Here is a 15,635-nt window from a genome sequence, read left to right on the forward strand (position 1 = left end):
GGAAATGCCCCTGCGCCGACCCGCTTCTGGGCTGACCCTGAGCGACCTGCGGACCCGCCCACGACGAGGCGGGACGGCTGGAAGGCCACGGCGCTGATAGCGGGTTCCGGAGGTGCGTGCGCCTCGCAGAGACCGCTTGGCAGGCAGGCGCAGGTCCGGGGCGTCGGAAGACACCGCGACGAGAAAGACGGCACCGGCCGGGGAGGATGCCCGGTCGATGCCGCGGGCGCCGCGGGGATCGGATCCCGCGCGTTATTTGGCCGACACAGGGTTCCCGCGGCGTCCCGCGTCCCTCGTGATCTCCCGGGCCATGCCCCCGGCGCCAAAGGCGCGCGGGGACGATGACGCACAGCTTGAGGACGGGCTGGGGCCAGGGATGCGCTGCGCGGCCGTTCCCTCGCCTAAAAAATCGGTCTACACGGCCGCTCCCCCGAAGACGCTTACCTGCCGCGTATGCAGGACTGAGCCTGGAGACGCTCGAACCATGCCGATTCTCACCTTCCCCGACGGCAATACCCGAGAGATCGCCGCCGGCACGACCGGCCGCGCCGTGGTCGAGGGCATCGCCAAGTCGCTGGCCAAGCGCACCGTCGCCATGGCGCTCGACGGCACGGTCGCCGACCTCGACGATCCGATCGACCGCGATGCCCGAATCGAGTTCCTGGACCGCACCGACCCGCGCAGCCTGGAGCTGATCCGCCACGACTGCGCGCACGTGCTCGCCGAGGCCGTGCAGGCGCTCTGGCCGGAGACGCAGGTCACGATCGGCCCGGTGATCGAGAACGGCTTCTACTACGACTTCCACCGCGAGACCCCGTTCACGCCCGAGGACTTCCCGAAGATCGAGGCGAAGATGCGCGAGATCATCGCGCGCGACGCGCCCTTCACGAAGGAAGTCTGGACGCGCGACGACGTGCGCGGCCTGTTCGCCGGCAAGGGCGAGGGCTTCAAGGTCGAGCTGGTCGACGCGATCCCGCCGGGCGAGGACCTGAAGATCTACCGCCAGGGCGACTGGTTCGACCTCTGCCGCGGCCCGCACATGACCTCGACCGGCAAGGTCGGCACGGCCTTCAAGCTGATGAAGGTCGCCGGCGCCTACTGGCGGGGTGATTCGAACAACCCGATGCTGACCCGCATCTACGGGACGGCCTGGGCGAACCAGGCCGATCTCGACGACTACCTGCACCGGCTGGAGGAGGCCGAGCGCCGCGACCACCGCCGGCTCGGCCGCGAGATGGACCTGTTCCACTTCCAGGAGGAAGGGCCGGGCGTCGTCTTCTGGCACGCCAAGGGCTGGACGATCTTCCAGGAGCTGATCGCCTACATGCGCCGGCGGCTGCGCGGCGACTACGCCGAGGTCAACGCCCCGCAGATCCTCGACAAGGCGCTCTGGGAGACCTCCGGCCACTGGGGCTGGTACCGGGAGAACATGTTCGCCGCGCAATCGGCCGGCGAGGAGGCCGAGGACAAGCGCTGGTTCGCCCTCAAGCCGATGAACTGCCCGGGCCACGTGCAGATCTTCAAGCACGGGCTGAAATCCTACCGCGACCTGCCCCTGCGCATGGCCGAGTTCGGCATCGTCCACCGCTACGAGCCGTCGGGCGCCATGCACGGGCTGATGCGCGTGCGCGGCTTCACGCAGGACGACGCCCACGTCTTCTGCACCGAAGACCAGCTCGCCGACGAGTGCCTGAAGATCAACGACCTGATCCTCTCGACCTACGCGGATTTCGGCTTCGACCAGATCGTCGTGAAGCTCTCGACCCGGCCGGAGAAGCGCGTCGGCTCCGATGCCCTCTGGGACCACGCCGAGGACGTGATGACCCGGGTCCTGGCCCAGATCGAGGAGCAGTCGGCCGGCCGGATCCGGACCGCCATCAATCCGGGGGAGGGCGCGTTCTACGGGCCCAAATTCGAGTACGTGCTGCGCGACGCGATCGGCCGCGACTGGCAATGCGGCACCACGCAGGTGGACTTCAACCTGCCCGAGCGGTTCGGCGCCTTCTACATCGACGCCGACGGCGCAAGGAAGCCGCCCGTGATGGTCCACCGGGCGATCTGCGGCTCGATGGAGCGCTTCACCGGTATCCTGATCGAGCATTTCGCCGGGCACTTCCCGCTCTGGCTGGCGCCCGTGCAGGTGGTGGTGGCGACGATCACCGGCGAGGCCGATCCTTACGCCCGGGACGTTATCCGCACCCTGGAGCGCGCGGGCCTGCGGGTCGAGGCGGATCTGCGCAACGAGAAGATCAACTACAAGGTCCGCGAGCACTCGCTGGCCAAGGTGCCGGTGCTGCTGGCGCTCGGCCGCCGCGAGGCCGAGGAGCGGACGGTCTCGATCCGGCGGCTCGGCAGCCAGCAGACCCGCACGCTGCCGCTGACCGAGGCCGTGGCGGCCTTCGTGGAGGAGGCGACCGCCCCGGACCTCCGCCGGGCCCAGGCGGTGGCCGAGTCGGTCCCGACCAGCGACACCGTCCTCGACGGCCATCACGGCCCGCACGACGCGCCCTGACGGCGTATCCGGGCGCCGTCATCCCGGGGCGGCACAGCAGCGCCCGGGATCCAGACGCGCCGACGTGCCAGGACATCGCGCCGGTGGTGGTTCCGGTGTCCGGGCTCACCTGCGGCGCCCCGGACCGATGGGGCGAGCCGACGGCTGTGAAGCGTTGATGCCGAGACGGCGGCTCCGCTGGCGCGATCCCGGAGCCGGGCGGAGCCGGAACCCGAGCAAGTCGGCGGACAGAGGCCGGACGTCGGTCGGGAACAGTCTTGAGGCGCACCCGGTCCACCATCTCAACTTCAGGATGGCGCCACTCCCACTTCGATCGCTCAACGTGCATTACTTTCGTCAAGGTTGGCGAAAGGAATCCCATTCTATGTGGAGTCGAGACTGATGTCCGGGTCGGATCGATCCGGCGGCGGCACGATTGCGCCGTGGGGCGCTTCGGGGGACTGGCCATGGCGGCGCAGGCGGGCAGGGCAGCGATGAGGCTGGCGCGGCGCCATCGTCAGGCGGCCTGCGGCCGGCGCCAGGACGGCCTCGGCCGCGGGCGGAAGCTGGGCCCCGGTCTCGTCCAGGCTCTGGACTCGCTGCCGCACGGCCTGTGCCTGTTCGATTCCGCCGACCGGCTGCTGTTCGTGAGCGACGGGTTCCGGCGCCTGTTCGGACCACCGGCGAACCGGATCCGGCTCGGCATGCATGCCCGGGAGGTCGGCGCGGCGAGCGTCGCGGGGACTCTTCCGGCCGACCGGGAGCGCTGCGGGCTCTGGGCAGCGCGCCGCCGGCTCCGGGTTCGGGGCACGGCCGATGCCGTGGTGCAGACGCTTCCGGACGGGCGCCAGATCACGATCACGCTGCACCCACAGGCCGGCGGCGGCTGGACCGCCCTGTGGGAGGACGTGACCGAGCGCCGCCGGGCGGAATCGCTCCTGCGCTACATGGCCCATCACGACCCGCTGACCGGACTGCCGAATCGCTACCTGTTCGCGGCCCGGCTCGACCGGGCGCTGGCGCGCCGCGACGGCGCGGCCTGCGCGCTGCTGTGCATCGACCTCGACGGCTTCAAGCCGGTCAATGACCGGCACGGGCACGCCGCGGGCGACGCGCTCCTGCGGCAGCTGGCGGAGCGCCTCCGTGAGGGGTTGGGCGCGGAGGACGTCGCCGCGCGGCTCGGGGGCGACGAGTTCACCATCCTCCTGGGCGACGCCACCCCGGCATCGGCCCTCGGCCTCGCCCGGCGCGTCCAGGCGCGGCTCGCCGAGCCCTACGATCTCGGCACGGGATCGCCGATCCGGGTCGGCGCCGCGGTCGGCGTGGCCTGCGCTCCCCTGCACGCCACGCGGGCACAGGCCCTGGCGGAGCGGGCCGACGCGGCGATGTACGCGGCCAAGCGGCTCGGCCATCCGTGCCTGTGGGACGCGGCGCTGGTTCTCGCGCCCACGGATACCGGCCACGGTGCCCCCGCCTGAGGCGACCGCGATCCGGTGTGTCGCGGAACACGCCCGCGGCGAGAGCTTGGGCTTATCGAACCCCCACACCGCGAAGACAGTCGCGAACCGAATGGAGATCGACGATGAGCTGGACCAACCGCATCACCCTGGCTCTCACCCTGATGGGCGGCGCCCTCGCGCTGACCCTGTACGCCCAGGGCCTGTCGCTCCCGGCGCATTTCGTCTGAGAACGCCGGGAGCGGCCCGGCTCCCGCAAGGCAGCGCTCAGCGCGCCTTCTCGTGCTCGCCGAGGCCCACGGCCTTGTAATCGTAGGTCGGGAAGAACTCGGTGCGGTACGCGCCCCAGGCCGTGTCCTCGAGGACGCGGTTGATCTCACGCAGGCGGGATGCGGGCAGCCGCAGGACGATGATCTGCCCGATTCCCATGACGACGTTCCAGGAGACGACCTCGATACCGGGCGGCGGGAAGGCCTTGTAGAAGCCCTGCTTGGCGAGTTGCGCGTTCAGCTCCGCCAGCGGACGGGACTGGTCATGGCGCAGGAAGACCGTCAGCAGCACGGCGTTGTCCGCCGTCGCCGTGGCGGAACCCGCCGGCGGTGGCGGCGCGGTCTGCGCGGTCGCCGGCCCGGCGGCCCCGAGAAGCACGAGCACCGCCGCGAGAGAGCCGGTCAGACCTGTTGAACGTCGCATGCGATCTCCTGGAACTGTGCGCCGGCCTCCGTCAACGCGATCGGGCGCAGCGCTTTCCCCGACCGGTGCGACGGCAGCCCCGTCAGCCGCCCTCGATATCGTAGGAGAGGCGCAGGCGCAGGCGGACCGCGCCCTGCTCGTCGCGCACGGCGATCACGTAATCCTGCCGCTCCATCGGATCGGCCAATCCCTGCGCCAGCCGGGTCAGCATGCGGACCGCCTGTGCCCGCGCCGCGGCGAGATCCGGCAGATCGAAGCCGTCCCGGTCGCGAACCAAGTTGGCGCCGTCGTGAAGGTCGATGAAATAGCGGGGCACGGATGCGGGCTCGGCGAGCGCGGGGGCTGACAACAATCAGCCCCGGTTGTTTCTACGTAGTTTCCTGCGGGCCGCAATCCGGCGGCGCCCGTGTCGCACCCCGGGATGCGCCCGGTTGTCCGCAGGCGTTCCGGACCGGCTCAGCCTCCCAGGAGACTCTCGGCGAAATCGTCCGGGACAGTGCCGAACTGACCGAGGATCGTGACGCCCTCGAGCTCACCCGTCTCGTCGTCGGCGACGACCTTGAGGGCCGCCGCACCCGGCATGCGGGCGGCCAGCGCCTCCGCCTTCTTGAGGGCACCGAATTCGCTCTGCGCCGGCTCCTGGCGCGCGGGCCGCAGGCGGTTCCGGTGCATCTCGAACGGCTGCACGAGATAGGTGGTCTTCAGGGTCATTCCCGCCTCCTCGGCGCGGACAGCGGTCGTGACCGGACCGATGCGTGTTCCGCTACAGGCTGCGGGTGGTCACTCCAAGGGCGAGCAGAACATAGGCGCCGATAAAGAACCACTGCCGGTGCGCCACGACCGTTTTGCCGACCATGGGGATGCGCGTGTAGAGGCTGGCGACGGCGAGGCCGATCAACACGGCCGACACCAGGAACGTGAGCAGGCGCGGTGCGGAGAGCGTGGGCATAGCCCATGCTCGCGCCGGTACGCTTACCGAACCGTTACCGATCGAGCCCGGGGACAAGGGGGCGATAGGCCGTCAGCGGGCCCTGGGTTCCCGGAAGCAGCCCGACCTCGGCCAGCCACAGAGCCATGATCGCCCCTGCCAGCAGCGTCGCGACCGAAGCCAAGCGCCCGGTCCACCGCCGCAGGATGAACATCGCGACCACGACGGCCAGCAGGGCGATGAGGAGCGCGAGCATCAGCATGGTCGCGCCATGCCACGGCGCAGCCGCCGCGTCACCGCAGAAGACATGGAACGCCCCGCCCGCCGGTGTCGCTGGGTTTCACAGCCGCTAGATGCACCTTCTGGTCGTTCCGCAGAGCGGAAACTCTACCGCAGTCGATAGGCCGGACGCGGAGGCGTGCGAAAGGTCTCCGTCACAATTTGCCAGAAGTACCTGCCTGCTCCGCGCGGCGGGCACGCCAATCATGCGCCGGATGCCCCCTGCAAACGCTTTTGTAACTTGCATTCAGCGCTCAAAAGTAGCAGATCCCAGGCGAGGGGCACACCAGGAATCTTACAGTGACAGAAGAAACCACAGGGCCCAACTCCAACTTTATCGAGCTCGCCGGCGATATCGTTGCCGCCTACGTATCGAACAATCCGGTGCCGGCCTCGGAGCTGCCGGCACTGATCGCGCGGGTGCACGGCGCGATCAGCGGACTCGTCGCTGGGAGCCTGACGGCGGAGACCGGGGCGGCCCAGCAGGCCGATGTGGAGAAGCCGAGTGCGGCGCAGATCCGCAAGTCGGTCCGGCATGACGGGATCGTCAGCTTCATCGACGGCAAGACCTACAAGACGCTGAAGCGCCACCTGACGAGCCACGGTCTCGATCCGCGCAGCTACCGCGACCGTTACGGCCTGCCGGACGATTATCCGATGGTCGCCCCGAGCTACGCCGAGCAGCGCTCCGCCCTCGCCAAGGCGATCGGTCTGGGCCAGCCCGGCGCCATGGCCGAGCGTGAGCGCAAGGGCCGCAAGGCCGCCTGAGGGCGAAGGTTTCCGGGGGCGCCTATGCGTGCGCCCCCGTAACGACGGGCTGCGCAGCCCGGCGTAGCGCGCGGCCAGCGGCCGACGGTGCGCGCCGACCCGATGGTGCAGCCGGATCATTCCATGGCCCCGAGGCACCGGACCGCGCCGAGACCGTTGCATCGCGGTCACACACGTCCAGGACATTGCACGACACGGACAAGCTGCCACACTCTGCACAAAGCTGATGCGCACGCCGGAACCCATCGATGTTACCGAGGGGTTCGGCGAGATGAAGCGAGAGCAGACGATGACGAGTTCGGTCGTGCCGTTCCCGGCGCATATCGCGCCCGCGGTCGCGGATGAAGACACCGCGTCGATCATCGCCGTGTTGCAGGACCAGCTGGCGATGGCCCGTGAGGGCCGGCTGCGCTCGGTGGCGGTCGTGTCCGTCTCGGCGGACGGGGAGGCGATCGGCACGCAATGGTCCTGCAACGGCTCCGATATCAGCAATCTGATCGGCAAGCTCACCGTCCTGACCCATGACCTGATGGCTGCCCGCAAGTGACTGCCCGCAAGTGACTGCCAGAAATTGACCGGCCCACCCTGACAGCCGTGGCCGCGGGCCTGTCCCCACACGGCAGCCACGATGGGCGGGCACCGCCGGTCCGGTGCGGCGTTCCAGAGGCGGATTCAGCCTCGGACCGAAGGAATGCGTCCGGATGAAACGCGCTCTGCTGCTCGCCGCCCTGTTGACTACGGCAGCCCTGCCCGACGCGGCTTCGGCTGCCGAAGACACGAAAGACAGCCAGCGCACCGAGACGATCGAGGGCCTCGTGCGGATCGTCGGCGCACAGGCCGGCATCGTCCTGTACTGCCGCAAGCTCTACACCATCGACGATACGGTCTCGGAAGGCCTGTCCCGCACGGTTCGCCGCGCCCTCGAAGCGTCCCTCGGCCACCATCAAGCCCAGAGCGCCATCGCCGAGGAGGGTCGGCGCGTCGCGGGGGAGATCGCCGCAATCGGCGCGGAGCAATGGTGCGCCGACCAGCGCGACATCCTGAATACGGATGGCGTCCGCGTCTTCGTCGATTGAGCGTCTTCGGGGCCGCCCGGTCGATGCCCCCCTCGACAGGGGCATCCCTGCCGGCGGACTTGCCCCGAGCCCCGCGCCCAGATCAGATGAAATGACGATCCGCTCGCGTGTTCCGCAATGCAGAACAGATTATCGTCTTGTTCACGGGTTCTTCGTCTGTCATGTTTTGACGACGGATGAACCTGAACAGATCAAGCCGGTCGCACTCATTCGTTTACAAGAGCCCTGAAGGGCCGCGAGACCGGCGAAGAAGGAAACGCCATGTCTCGATCGATCGTTCTGGCCCTTGCTCTCGTCGTCTGCGGGGCTGCCGTCACGCTGTTCGCCTTCCTGCGTGCCCCTCAGTCGAAGGAATTCGCCGGATGGGACGTCGCGTTCATGAGCGGTATCGGGGCTGTCGCCCTGGGCTTTCTGACCACCCTCGTCGAAGTCGTCACGGAGTAGATGGCGACCGGTCCGAGGCCCCAACCACCTCCGAAGCGGTCCGGCCGAGGCAGGCTCCGTCTCCGTGGCCTCGCTGCCTCCGGAGGCGGCGAGGCGCTGGGCATGCGGCCTGGCCGCGCAACCCGCATACAAAGCTCAGAATTCACAGGGACGCAGGCATCCCGACAATTCGACGCATTTCGCAAACCCGGCCTGAACGCGGATGGCGGATCCTGTCGGGCAAAGGTCTTCGAGGCGGTGATGTTCGAACGACGCAGCGCTCCACGCACACGCCTCAACGAGACCGGCAGCATCTCGGTGGACGAGCATCGAAGCATACCCTGCATCGTCTACGACCGGTCCGCCGGCGGCGTGCGGGTTGCCCTTCCGGACGCCGAGATCGTGCCGGACAGCTTCATTCTCAGCATCGACGCCAGCAACGAGATCCTCGTCTGCCGGGCCATGTGGCGCAAGGCCGACGAGATCGGGGCAGCGACCGACGCCCGCGAAGCCGCACGTCCGGGCAGGTTGAACCTGCGGCGCGAAGTGGAGCCGATCTGACGGCCGCGTCCGGCAGCGTATCCGCCGCCCGGCGCCGCAGAGTTGTCACGGCTGTGTTCCGCGTTTCACGCGCAGCAGCATCGCGGGCCGAGCTTGCCGATGCGCGTCAATCCCAATCGATGTTCAGGGAGCGCTCGAAGGCGGCCGCGGACAGTTCCTTGCCCTTCGCGTCGGCGACCGTGATCTCGCGGAAGCCCCGGCGGGCCAGTTCCCAGGTCTTCTCCATCGCCTGCTCGTCAGTCCCGCATGCGAACGTCATAACGCGCCCGGACGGATCAATCCCCTTAACGGTGAACACGCCGCTCTCCCTGCTCTCGCCTCCCATATAGAGCCGCGTCACGCCTCCCGTCATCGTGAGGAGCACCCGGGACCCGTACCCGCGCCGTCGCGTTGGCTGCAGGCAGGGAGAAGCTGCATGATCAACGCGCGCGAGACCGGAACGCCGACGGGCCAGACAGCGGGCCCGCGCGACGGGGAGCAAATCCCGCCGGGATTCGGTCAAAGGGACGTCTCCAATGCGATCCCGACCGAGGATCCCGAGGTCGGCCTGGCGCAGAAGGGCAGCGGCGAGAACGCGATCGTTCGGCGCGAGACCGAGATCTCACCGACCGCTCCGGCGAGCCGCCGATCCCTGGACGCGCCGGCGTGTGCGATGCACAAACGAGCCGGCCGCAGCCGAGCGGACGGCCGACAGGAGACCGGTCATGGCAGAGATTTCGAGCTTCGAGGTCCCGACCCAGATCCGCGACGTCGCCGAGACCAGCCTCGAACAGGCCCGCAAAGTCTTCGGGAGCTTCATCCGGACCGCGCGGCGCGCCTCCGACACAGGTCGGGATTCGGCCCAGGAGATTGCGGTCCCGGAACGGCAGCCCGCCAGGGAGGCTTCGCACTGAGCCCTCGTCGAGCGACCTTCGGGTGAGAGGGCCGCCGGCCCGTCGAGGCGCTGCCGGTCGTGTTCGGATGCGGAGTTGGAGATGATGTACGGAGAGGTTGGCCGCTTGGCGGATGAAAGCCTGCGGCTGGGCCTGCGGCAGGCCGAGAATGCCGTATTGCTCGTGATGGCCGCGCAATACGCGTGGGCGGAACTGTGGTTCGAGGGATACCGGACGACGGGGGTCGCTCTCAGCGCCAAAGTCAACCGACAGGCGCGGACACGGCGGCTGATCCGGCGTGGCGTGGCACCGGCGGCGGCCGCTCAGGAGTTGCACATTGTCTGAGCCATGGCCGGAGACGGAGCTGCCTAGGGCGCTCCGTCTCCGGCAGCGGGCTCAGCGGCTCGCCTCGACGGAGGCCTGAACCATCGGGCGGCTGAGGGACGAGACCGTGCGGCCGACGCTTGCCGGCGCCGCGACGGGCTGGGGCGTGGTGGTCAGATCGTGGATCACGCGGACCTGCTGGGCCGGCCGGGCCTGATCCCGATAGAGGGGCGGCGTCAGATGCAGGCGGTCGTCGGCAGCGGCAAGGCCGGTGAAGGCGGCCGAGGTGAGCGCGGCCGACGCGAGGATGAGGATCGTGCGCATGGTGCGTCTCCGTTTCGATCGCAGGGTCGATCGCGGGATGCGATCGACCAGCGCATGAGACCACGGATTTGTGCGATGCGGCATGCATTTATCGCATTGCACCATATCGCCATGATGGCACAGTAATGCAGTGTCTCCCTAAGATCCTCAGGCATTGACGGCAGCCGATCACCGAACGCGCCATGCATTCGATGCAAATGAAATAAACTTCCGACGGCGAGCTCTCAAATCAAAATTGAAGGGAACGTCATTTAATTTCCGCACGGCCCCTCTGACCGCACGAGGAAGCGGCTCAAGCGTCACGGTTGCTGTTGTCGCGCCCGTAGGCGCGAATCGGAAACCATGGCGCCAGATCCGCGTCATACAAGCACGGTAGAACCGCTTGTCCCGCGAAGCACCACGAGCGTTCCGATGACGCCCGCCGATCTCGACAAACGGGCCGAGCTAACCATCTGGCTCCGAAGGGCACCCGGCCGGTCTGCAGAGGGACGGCCCTTCGCGACGCTGCGCGAGGCCCTCGCGGTCGCGATCGCGGCGATCGAATCCGGCGAAGCCCAGCCGTGGATCATCACCGAGGCCGGCGACATCCTCTCGCCGCGCTGGATCCAGGCGAATTCCCGATCGTGGGGGCTGCAATAGCCGGCGCGAAAGCCGGCTCGCGGAGCCGATCAGCAGCCGATGCAGATGTCGCGCACCACGTGCTGATGTCGCGACCCGGTGCGCTGGTTCGGAAGCTGCCCCTCGACCGCCGAGAAGCCGCTGCCCAGGGCCCGGAGGCGGCGCCCAGCCGCCGACCCGGCTTCAGCCCGTGCCGGAGCCGGTGGATCGGTCGTCGGTACAGGTGACGGTGCGGGCAGCGACGCGGGCTCGGGCGCACCGCTGGCCATGCCGGGATCGGGCAGCGACAGGGCCATGCCGGGCACCGGCGGCGCCTGCGCGAACTCGCCCGCCCGACCTGGGACGGGAGCGATGACCAGGGCCGCGACGACGAGCCGGTTCAGCGGACGCATCACATTCTCCTGGCTCCGAAGCCGGCACGCCACGAAACGCCGTGCCGCTGAGACGCTGCCGCACCCGCGCCCGTCCCGATGGGAGGCGCCGATCCGGCAGCGGTTGTGACGTGGGCGCCGAGGCCGCGCCACTCCTCCATTCGGTGGAGCGGGCGCCGGGCGGCTCAGTAGGCCCGACCGTAGAAGGGCTGCGAGACCGGGCGATAGCGGTCGCTGACCGGCCACGAATAGGGCTGATCCTTGCCGGTGCGCAGGCTCGAACCGAATTTCGGTTCGGTGAAGCCGATCCCATGCAGCCCCGTCGTGCCCTTGGCACCGTGCGCCTTGGGCCCGGCATCGCGCGCCAGGGCGGCACCCGAGACGCCGAGAACGAGGGCAGCCGCAAGCGAGACGCGGCCCAGAATGACGTTCATCTCTGACTCCTGTCCCGGCCGAGGTGCCGGAACAGAAGGAACGGCAGCGGTTCGGCGCGGTTCCGGACACGGCCGCCGTTCAGAACCCCTGGCCGAGGCAGGCTTCGGCGAAGGGCCCGCTGCAGAGGTCGCCGGTCCGGACCGGCGCGGCAGCCGCGCCGCCGATTCCGGCACCGCCGACCGCTCCACCGCCGGACGGGGGAATCCGGGTCGATGGGGCCGGAACGTCGGCGCGCAGCCCGGAGCTGCCGGCGATCCCGACCCCGCCCGTGCCGATCCCGCTTGCGCCGGCCGTGCCCGCAATCGTCCCGCCCGCGCTTGAACTCACGGCGGTGCCGAACCCGAACAAGCCGAACAGCCTGCCGGTGGACAGGGCGGTGCCGGACGCTCCGATCTCGGCTGCGTCGGCCACTCCGCTCCCGAGGCCGGCCGAGCCGGCGACGCCGGACGAGCCCGCCGCGAGCGAGGATCCGAGGGTTCCGGCACCGTTCAGGCCCGTGGCAGGGTCGGCGACCGGGCCGGCCCCAACCAGGGGCGTCAATGGCACGGCGGTGTTCGTGCCGCCGGAACCCCGGCCGACCGAGAGGCCCGATCCGCCCCCGAAGCCGCCCGTGCCGATGGTCGGCGACAGGATGCTCCCGGCGGTGGTCGAGCCCGACCCCGAACGCGTGGCCGTGCCGAGGCCGCCACGGGCGCCGGTGGCTCCGATCGTCCCGCCGGTCCCGAGCGTCGAACGGGTGACACCGGCACCGCCGGTCGCGGATGAACCCAGGACGCCGAGCTGGCCCAGGCTGGCCGATCCGGCGGTCGAGGCCCCGAGCGTCGTCCCGCCCGACACCCCGGCCGATGCCCCGATGCGGCCACCGCCTCCGCCACCTCCGCCGAAGCTGAGCTGGCCGGCATTCACCAGGCCGCCGGTCTGCGCCGAGACGGTCGGAAATGGCCCGGTGGTGGAGCCGCCACCCAGGCTGAGCTGGCCCGGATTGGCGATGGGCGTCAGCGGTTCCAGCGCGGCTGAATTCGGCACCGTCGCGGTGGCCGACAGGCTCTGTGCCGAGGCCGGGACGGCGATCGGCAGCAGCAGGGCGGCAGCGAGCATCGTCCGCATGGCACGCTCCGTGGGCAAAGGGCCGCCCGGAGGCAGACGGACGGGCGGGAAGGTTACCTGCCGGAAACAGAGGGTCGTCCGGCCGGTTCCGGCGGCCCAGCGACGCGGAGCGGCGGCACAGGCGCGGAAAGCGCGCCGCCGGCCTTCATGCTGCCGGAAAGGCGGTGTGCTCTCCCGGCCGGATCCGCCTAAACCTGCGATCGTGCCGTTGCCCGAAACTCTCGCCCAAGGCTTGCGCAGCGCCGGCTGGCTCGCCGGCCTGCCGGCGCTCGCGCTGATCTGGGCGAGCGCGACCCTCTACGCCGCCCCGCGCATCGCCGAGGGGCTCGCGGCCGAGGGTGCGGCGATCGTGTCCGGCACGGCCACCGCCACCGGCGAGCCCTGGCTCCGGCTCGCGGCCAGCGGCCGCGACCTCGTGGCGGCCGGCGAGGCGCCGGACGTCGCCGAACGCGCCACGATCCTGTCCCGCCTCGCCGCCCTGGAGGGCCCCCGCCGCATCGTCTCCGAGGTCGGGATTGTGGAGACCGCGACGCCTTTCCAGTGGGCGGCGATCCGTACGGGCACGAACCAGATCGCCCTGGAGGGCAGCCGCCCGGTGGAGATCGGCCGGAGGGCCCTGGAGGCGCGGATCACCGGCGCGGTGAATCCCGGCACCAGCCTCGACGACACCGCCCGCGCCGCCCGGGGTGCGCCGCCGGATTTCGCCAGCGCAGCCGCGTTCCTGGCGGCCCGGCTCTCCGGCCTCGCCAAGGGCGGGCGCGCGGCGCTCAGCGACACCGTGCTCAGCCTGTCCGGCGAGGCGCTCGACGTGCCGGCCTACGAGGCCCTGCGGGCGGCCCTGTCGGACCCGCCGGAGGGGTTCAGCATCGGGCGGGTCGAGATCCTGCCGCCCAAGGTGGCCGCATACCGGTTCGCCGTGGAGAAATCGGCCCGGGGCATCGTCCTCGACGGCTTCGCCCCCTCGGCGGCCGACCGCGAGTCCGCCCTGCGCGCCGCCACCGAGGCCGCCGCGGGCGGAACCGTGGAGGACCGGCTCCTGGCCGCCCGGGGCCTCGACCCGGCGATCGAGCCGAAGCGCCTCATCGCCTTCGCGTTCAAGCTCGCCGAGCTGATCCAGTCCGGCCAGGTCGCCTTCGTGGACGGGGCGATCTCGGTGACCGGCGACGCCATCGACGGGCAGGCGCTTCCCGACGCGGAGGCGCTGATGCGCGACGGCCGGCCCGCCGGGGTGGCGGCCGGGCGGGTTGCGCTCACGGCGCGGCCGCTCTCGCCCTACCGGGTGGCGATCCGCCGGACCGCCGAGTCCGTGACCCTCACCGGGCACCTGCCGGACACCGCGACCCGGGAGCGCGTGCTCGCCGCCCTGCGCCCGCGCCTGTTCCGGGAGCCGGTCATCGACCGCACCCGCCTCGCCGACGGCGCGCCCGCGGATCTCGGCGAGGCGCTGGCGGCCGCTGCCCCGCTGGTGACGAACCTCGCGGACGGGACCGTCTCGGTCTCGGACCGCACCCTGACGCTCACCGGCGAGAGCCTCTACCGGGAGGGCGCCGCCCGCACCCCCGACCGGCTGGCCGAGGTGCTGCCCCCCGGCTGGACCGGACAGGCCAGCGTCACGGCCCGGGACGCGGCGGAGCGGCGCGATCCCGCGACCTGCCGCACCGACTTCGCCGCCGCCCTCGCGGGCGCGGATCTGCACTTCCCCGCGGGCGGCGCCGTGCTGACGCCCGCCTTCTACCCGACCCTCGACGCGCTCGCCGCCCTGGCAAAGACCTGCCCGTCGCTGCGCATCGCGGTCTCCGGCCCCGCCGATCCGGCCAAGCCGCCGGCGACCCCGGCCGCCGGACCGGCTGCGGGGGAGGGCGCCCCCGCCGCCGAGCCGATCCGGGTCGCAGACGCGGCCAAGCCGGAGGCTCATGCCAAGCCCGCGACGCCCGGGAAACCCGCCCCGGCCGGGAAGGAGACGGCCAAAGGAGCCGGCCAGGATCGGGGCAAGACCGAGGCCGGCAAGGCGAACGCGGCCAAGACAGACCCGCCCAAGAAGGAGCCGGCCGCCTCCGGCAAGGCGGCGAAGAAGCCTGCCGACACCTCCGACGAGCCGCCGCCCGATCTGCCGCGCCTGCGGGCCCAGGCGGTGGTCGAGTATCTGCTCCAGGCCGGCGCCCGACCGGAACAGGTGAGCGCCGGGCCGGACGGGCCGGCCGGACCCGTCGTCTTCGCGTTGCTGCCGTGAGGAACGCCCGCTCCGCCGCGCGCCCGCAAGCCGGGCCGCGCCCATCCGCGCGCCACCATCGCGCCCCCAGGGAGGCCGCACGGCCGTGACGCTGCTGCTCGCCGGATTCTGGCCCGGGCTCGCCGGGGCGGCCGCGCTCGGCCTCGTGGTCGGGGGGCTGGTCGGCTGGCCGGCCCGGCTCACCGCCTCGCTGGGCCTCTGCGTGATCGCAGGGCTCGTGGCCGCGGCGGCAATTGCCGGGTTCGTACCGGGCGTGGCTGGCCTGTGGCTCGATGGCGCGGCCCTGATCCTGCCGGTCTATTGCGGGGCCTGCGCCCTCGGGGCGCTGGGGCGCCGCCTCGTCATCCGGACCTGAAGCTCCGGGAACCGGTCCGCCCCCCGACAGCGTTCCTCCGGCAACAGGGCCCCGAGGGCCCGCCCCGAACCCGGAGAGGCCGCGATGCCCAGGACCGTCGAACGTCCCCATCCCGCGAAACGCCGCGCCGTCCGCCTGCCGCGCCCCCGCGCCGGCGCCGCCGCCACCGGCCTGTTCCTGGCCGGACTGATCCTCTCGGCCGCGACGGTGCCGCTGGTCGAGCCCGCCGACGCCACCACCGGCGGCGGCACCGCGCAGGCCGCGCTCACCCATCCGGGCCGCTGAGCGAGGCAACCCGCGCCCGCCCCGGATTGTTGTTCGCC

Annotated in this window: 23 protein-coding genes; 13 read left to right on the plus strand and 10 right to left on the minus strand. The window is 71.0% G+C overall.

The genetic code is table 11. The features are described 5' to 3' along the window. Window positions 1-484: 484 nt before the first annotated feature. Both thrS and BLT59_RS01875 read left to right on the plus strand, forming a co-directional pair. Entirely contained in the window at window positions 485-2,512 is a 2,028-nt protein-coding gene (gene thrS / locus BLT59_RS01870) for a threonine--tRNA ligase (protein ID WP_091775808.1), read from the plus strand. A 422-nt stretch (window positions 2,513-2,934) separates the two neighbouring features. Further along, the gene (locus BLT59_RS01875) at window positions 2,935-3,969 is read left to right on the plus strand and encodes a sensor domain-containing diguanylate cyclase (protein ID WP_244513788.1); all 1,035 of its coding nucleotides are present in this window, start codon (window positions 2,935-2,937) and stop codon (window positions 3,967-3,969) included. A 246-nt stretch (window positions 3,970-4,215) separates the two neighbouring features. On the opposite strand, the gene BLT59_RS01880 is transcribed toward BLT59_RS01875, so the two are convergent. The 5 genes from BLT59_RS01880 to BLT59_RS01900 form a co-directional block, all read right to left on the minus strand. After that, window positions 4,216-4,641, minus strand: a complete 426-nt coding sequence (locus BLT59_RS01880; RefSeq protein WP_091775814.1) for a hypothetical protein — start codon at window positions 4,639-4,641, stop codon at window positions 4,216-4,218. A gap of 82 nt (window positions 4,642-4,723) precedes the next feature. Continuing rightward, the gene (locus BLT59_RS01885) at window positions 4,724-4,957 is read right to left on the minus strand and encodes a DUF6894 family protein (RefSeq protein ID WP_091776524.1); all 234 of its coding nucleotides are present in this window, start codon (window positions 4,955-4,957) and stop codon (window positions 4,724-4,726) included. 140 nt (window positions 4,958-5,097) lie between these two features. Continuing rightward, a complete protein-coding gene (locus tag BLT59_RS01890) occupies window positions 5,098-5,352 on the minus strand; it encodes a hypothetical protein (protein ID WP_091775817.1) in 255 nt (84 codons plus the stop codon). A 52-nt stretch (window positions 5,353-5,404) separates the two neighbouring features. After that, window positions 5,405-5,590: a hypothetical protein gene (locus tag BLT59_RS01895; RefSeq protein WP_043353550.1), complete on the minus strand. Its 186-nt coding sequence runs from the start codon at window positions 5,588-5,590 to the stop codon at window positions 5,405-5,407. 34 nt (window positions 5,591-5,624) lie between these two features. Beyond that, a complete protein-coding gene (locus BLT59_RS01900; RefSeq protein ID WP_091775820.1) occupies window positions 5,625-5,831 on the minus strand; it encodes a hypothetical protein in 207 nt (68 codons plus the stop codon). A gap of 317 nt (window positions 5,832-6,148) precedes the next feature. Here BLT59_RS01900 and BLT59_RS01905 point away from each other — a divergent pair, with 317 nt between their 5' ends. From BLT59_RS01905 to BLT59_RS01925, 5 genes are all read left to right on the plus strand, one after another. Beyond that, complete coding sequence (locus tag BLT59_RS01905) at window positions 6,149-6,616, plus strand: Ros/MucR family transcriptional regulator (RefSeq protein ID WP_091775823.1); 468 nt, start codon at window positions 6,149-6,151, stop codon at window positions 6,614-6,616. A gap of 271 nt (window positions 6,617-6,887) precedes the next feature. After that, window positions 6,888-7,163 (plus strand): hypothetical protein, encoded by a 276-nt coding sequence (locus BLT59_RS01910; RefSeq protein WP_091776526.1) that lies wholly within the window; start codon window positions 6,888-6,890, stop codon window positions 7,161-7,163. A gap of 154 nt (window positions 7,164-7,317) precedes the next feature. Next, complete coding sequence (locus tag BLT59_RS01915; protein ID WP_091775826.1) at window positions 7,318-7,692, plus strand: hypothetical protein; 375 nt, start codon at window positions 7,318-7,320, stop codon at window positions 7,690-7,692. A 261-nt stretch (window positions 7,693-7,953) separates the two neighbouring features. Then, the gene (locus BLT59_RS01920; RefSeq protein WP_091775828.1) at window positions 7,954-8,136 is read left to right on the plus strand and encodes a hypothetical protein; all 183 of its coding nucleotides are present in this window, start codon (window positions 7,954-7,956) and stop codon (window positions 8,134-8,136) included. A gap of 240 nt (window positions 8,137-8,376) precedes the next feature. Then, window positions 8,377-8,676, plus strand: coding sequence for a PilZ domain-containing protein (locus BLT59_RS01925; protein WP_091775831.1), 300 nt, complete (start codon window positions 8,377-8,379; stop codon window positions 8,674-8,676). A 106-nt stretch (window positions 8,677-8,782) separates the two neighbouring features. Here BLT59_RS01925 and BLT59_RS01930 read toward each other — a convergent pair whose 3' ends face one another. Then, window positions 8,783-8,974: a hypothetical protein gene (locus BLT59_RS01930; protein WP_091776528.1), complete on the minus strand. Its 192-nt coding sequence runs from the start codon at window positions 8,972-8,974 to the stop codon at window positions 8,783-8,785. Window positions 8,975-9,380: 406 nt separating this feature from the next. Here BLT59_RS01930 and BLT59_RS01940 point away from each other — a divergent pair, with 406 nt between their 5' ends. Beyond that, window positions 9,381-9,569, plus strand: a complete 189-nt coding sequence (locus BLT59_RS01940) for a hypothetical protein (protein WP_244513789.1) — start codon at window positions 9,381-9,383, stop codon at window positions 9,567-9,569. 81 nt (window positions 9,570-9,650) lie between these two features. After that, window positions 9,651-9,893: a hypothetical protein gene (locus BLT59_RS01945; RefSeq protein ID WP_091776530.1), complete on the plus strand. Its 243-nt coding sequence runs from the start codon at window positions 9,651-9,653 to the stop codon at window positions 9,891-9,893. A 51-nt stretch (window positions 9,894-9,944) separates the two neighbouring features. On the opposite strand, the gene BLT59_RS01950 is transcribed toward BLT59_RS01945, so the two are convergent. After that, a complete protein-coding gene (locus BLT59_RS01950) occupies window positions 9,945-10,196 on the minus strand; it encodes a hypothetical protein (RefSeq protein ID WP_091775834.1) in 252 nt (83 codons plus the stop codon). 411 nt (window positions 10,197-10,607) lie between these two features. Between BLT59_RS01950 and BLT59_RS01955 the strand changes: the two genes are divergently transcribed. Then, a complete protein-coding gene (locus BLT59_RS01955; RefSeq protein WP_091775837.1) occupies window positions 10,608-10,835 on the plus strand; it encodes a hypothetical protein in 228 nt (75 codons plus the stop codon). Between the two features lie 29 nt (window positions 10,836-10,864). Here the strand turns inward: BLT59_RS01955 and BLT59_RS01960 are convergent, their stop codons facing one another. From BLT59_RS01960 to BLT59_RS01970, 3 genes are all read right to left on the minus strand, one after another. Next, on the minus strand, window positions 10,865-11,206 hold the full coding sequence (locus tag BLT59_RS01960) for a hypothetical protein (RefSeq protein ID WP_091775840.1): 342 nt from the start codon (window positions 11,204-11,206) through the stop codon (window positions 10,865-10,867). 164 nt (window positions 11,207-11,370) lie between these two features. After that, entirely contained in the window at window positions 11,371-11,619 is a 249-nt protein-coding gene (locus BLT59_RS01965; protein WP_091775843.1) for a hypothetical protein, read from the minus strand. 79 nt (window positions 11,620-11,698) lie between these two features. Then, a complete protein-coding gene (locus BLT59_RS01970; RefSeq protein ID WP_091775846.1) occupies window positions 11,699-12,727 on the minus strand; it encodes a hypothetical protein in 1,029 nt (342 codons plus the stop codon). A gap of 202 nt (window positions 12,728-12,929) precedes the next feature. Between BLT59_RS01970 and BLT59_RS01975 the strand changes: the two genes are divergently transcribed. From BLT59_RS01975 to BLT59_RS01985, 3 genes are all read left to right on the plus strand, one after another. Next, window positions 12,930-14,957, plus strand: coding sequence for an OmpA family protein (locus tag BLT59_RS01975; RefSeq protein WP_244513811.1), 2,028 nt, complete (start codon window positions 12,930-12,932; stop codon window positions 14,955-14,957). 85 nt (window positions 14,958-15,042) lie between these two features. Further along, the gene (locus tag BLT59_RS01980) at window positions 15,043-15,312 is read left to right on the plus strand and encodes a hypothetical protein (protein ID WP_091775852.1); all 270 of its coding nucleotides are present in this window, start codon (window positions 15,043-15,045) and stop codon (window positions 15,310-15,312) included. 84 nt (window positions 15,313-15,396) lie between these two features. Then, complete coding sequence (locus tag BLT59_RS01985) at window positions 15,397-15,597, plus strand: hypothetical protein (protein WP_091775855.1); 201 nt, start codon at window positions 15,397-15,399, stop codon at window positions 15,595-15,597. Window positions 15,598-15,635 lie beyond the last annotated feature (38 nt).

This window comes from Methylobacterium sp. UNC378MF (genome assembly GCF_900103195.1).
Classification (GTDB): Bacteria; Pseudomonadota; Alphaproteobacteria; order Rhizobiales; family Beijerinckiaceae; genus Methylobacterium.

What these genes read in the sequence shown, in the direction of transcription:
- thrS (WP_091775808.1), top strand. Translation starts at nt 485, where the DNA reads ATGCCGATTCTCACCTTCCCCGACGGCAATACCCGAGAGATCGCCGCC.
- BLT59_RS01880 (WP_091775814.1), bottom strand. Translation starts at nt 4,641, where the DNA reads ATGCGACGTTCAACAGGTCTGACCGGCTCTCTCGCGGCGGTGCTCGTG.
- BLT59_RS01890 (WP_091775817.1), bottom strand. Translation starts at nt 5,352, where the DNA reads ATGACCCTGAAGACCACCTATCTCGTGCAGCCGTTCGAGATGCACCGG.
- BLT59_RS01895 (WP_043353550.1), bottom strand. Translation starts at nt 5,590, where the DNA reads ATGCCCACGCTCTCCGCACCGCGCCTGCTCACGTTCCTGGTGTCGGCC.
- BLT59_RS01900 (WP_091775820.1), bottom strand. Translation starts at nt 5,831, where the DNA reads ATGCTGATGCTCGCGCTCCTCATCGCCCTGCTGGCCGTCGTGGTCGCG.
- BLT59_RS01910 (WP_091776526.1), top strand. Translation starts at nt 6,888, where the DNA reads ATGAAGCGAGAGCAGACGATGACGAGTTCGGTCGTGCCGTTCCCGGCG.
- BLT59_RS01915 (WP_091775826.1), top strand. Translation starts at nt 7,318, where the DNA reads ATGAAACGCGCTCTGCTGCTCGCCGCCCTGTTGACTACGGCAGCCCTG.
- BLT59_RS01920 (WP_091775828.1), top strand. Translation starts at nt 7,954, where the DNA reads ATGTCTCGATCGATCGTTCTGGCCCTTGCTCTCGTCGTCTGCGGGGCT.
- BLT59_RS01925 (WP_091775831.1), top strand. Translation starts at nt 8,377, where the DNA reads ATGTTCGAACGACGCAGCGCTCCACGCACACGCCTCAACGAGACCGGC.
- BLT59_RS01940 (WP_244513789.1), top strand. Translation starts at nt 9,381, where the DNA reads ATGGCAGAGATTTCGAGCTTCGAGGTCCCGACCCAGATCCGCGACGTC.
- BLT59_RS01945 (WP_091776530.1), top strand. Translation starts at nt 9,651, where the DNA reads ATGATGTACGGAGAGGTTGGCCGCTTGGCGGATGAAAGCCTGCGGCTG.
- BLT59_RS01950 (WP_091775834.1), bottom strand. Translation starts at nt 10,196, where the DNA reads ATGCGCACGATCCTCATCCTCGCGTCGGCCGCGCTCACCTCGGCCGCC.
- BLT59_RS01955 (WP_091775837.1), top strand. Translation starts at nt 10,608, where the DNA reads ATGACGCCCGCCGATCTCGACAAACGGGCCGAGCTAACCATCTGGCTC.
- BLT59_RS01960 (WP_091775840.1), bottom strand. Translation starts at nt 11,206, where the DNA reads ATGCGTCCGCTGAACCGGCTCGTCGTCGCGGCCCTGGTCATCGCTCCC.
- BLT59_RS01965 (WP_091775843.1), bottom strand. Translation starts at nt 11,619, where the DNA reads ATGAACGTCATTCTGGGCCGCGTCTCGCTTGCGGCTGCCCTCGTTCTC.
- BLT59_RS01970 (WP_091775846.1), bottom strand. Translation starts at nt 12,727, where the DNA reads ATGCGGACGATGCTCGCTGCCGCCCTGCTGCTGCCGATCGCCGTCCCG.
- BLT59_RS01985 (WP_091775855.1), top strand. Translation starts at nt 15,397, where the DNA reads ATGCCCAGGACCGTCGAACGTCCCCATCCCGCGAAACGCCGCGCCGTC.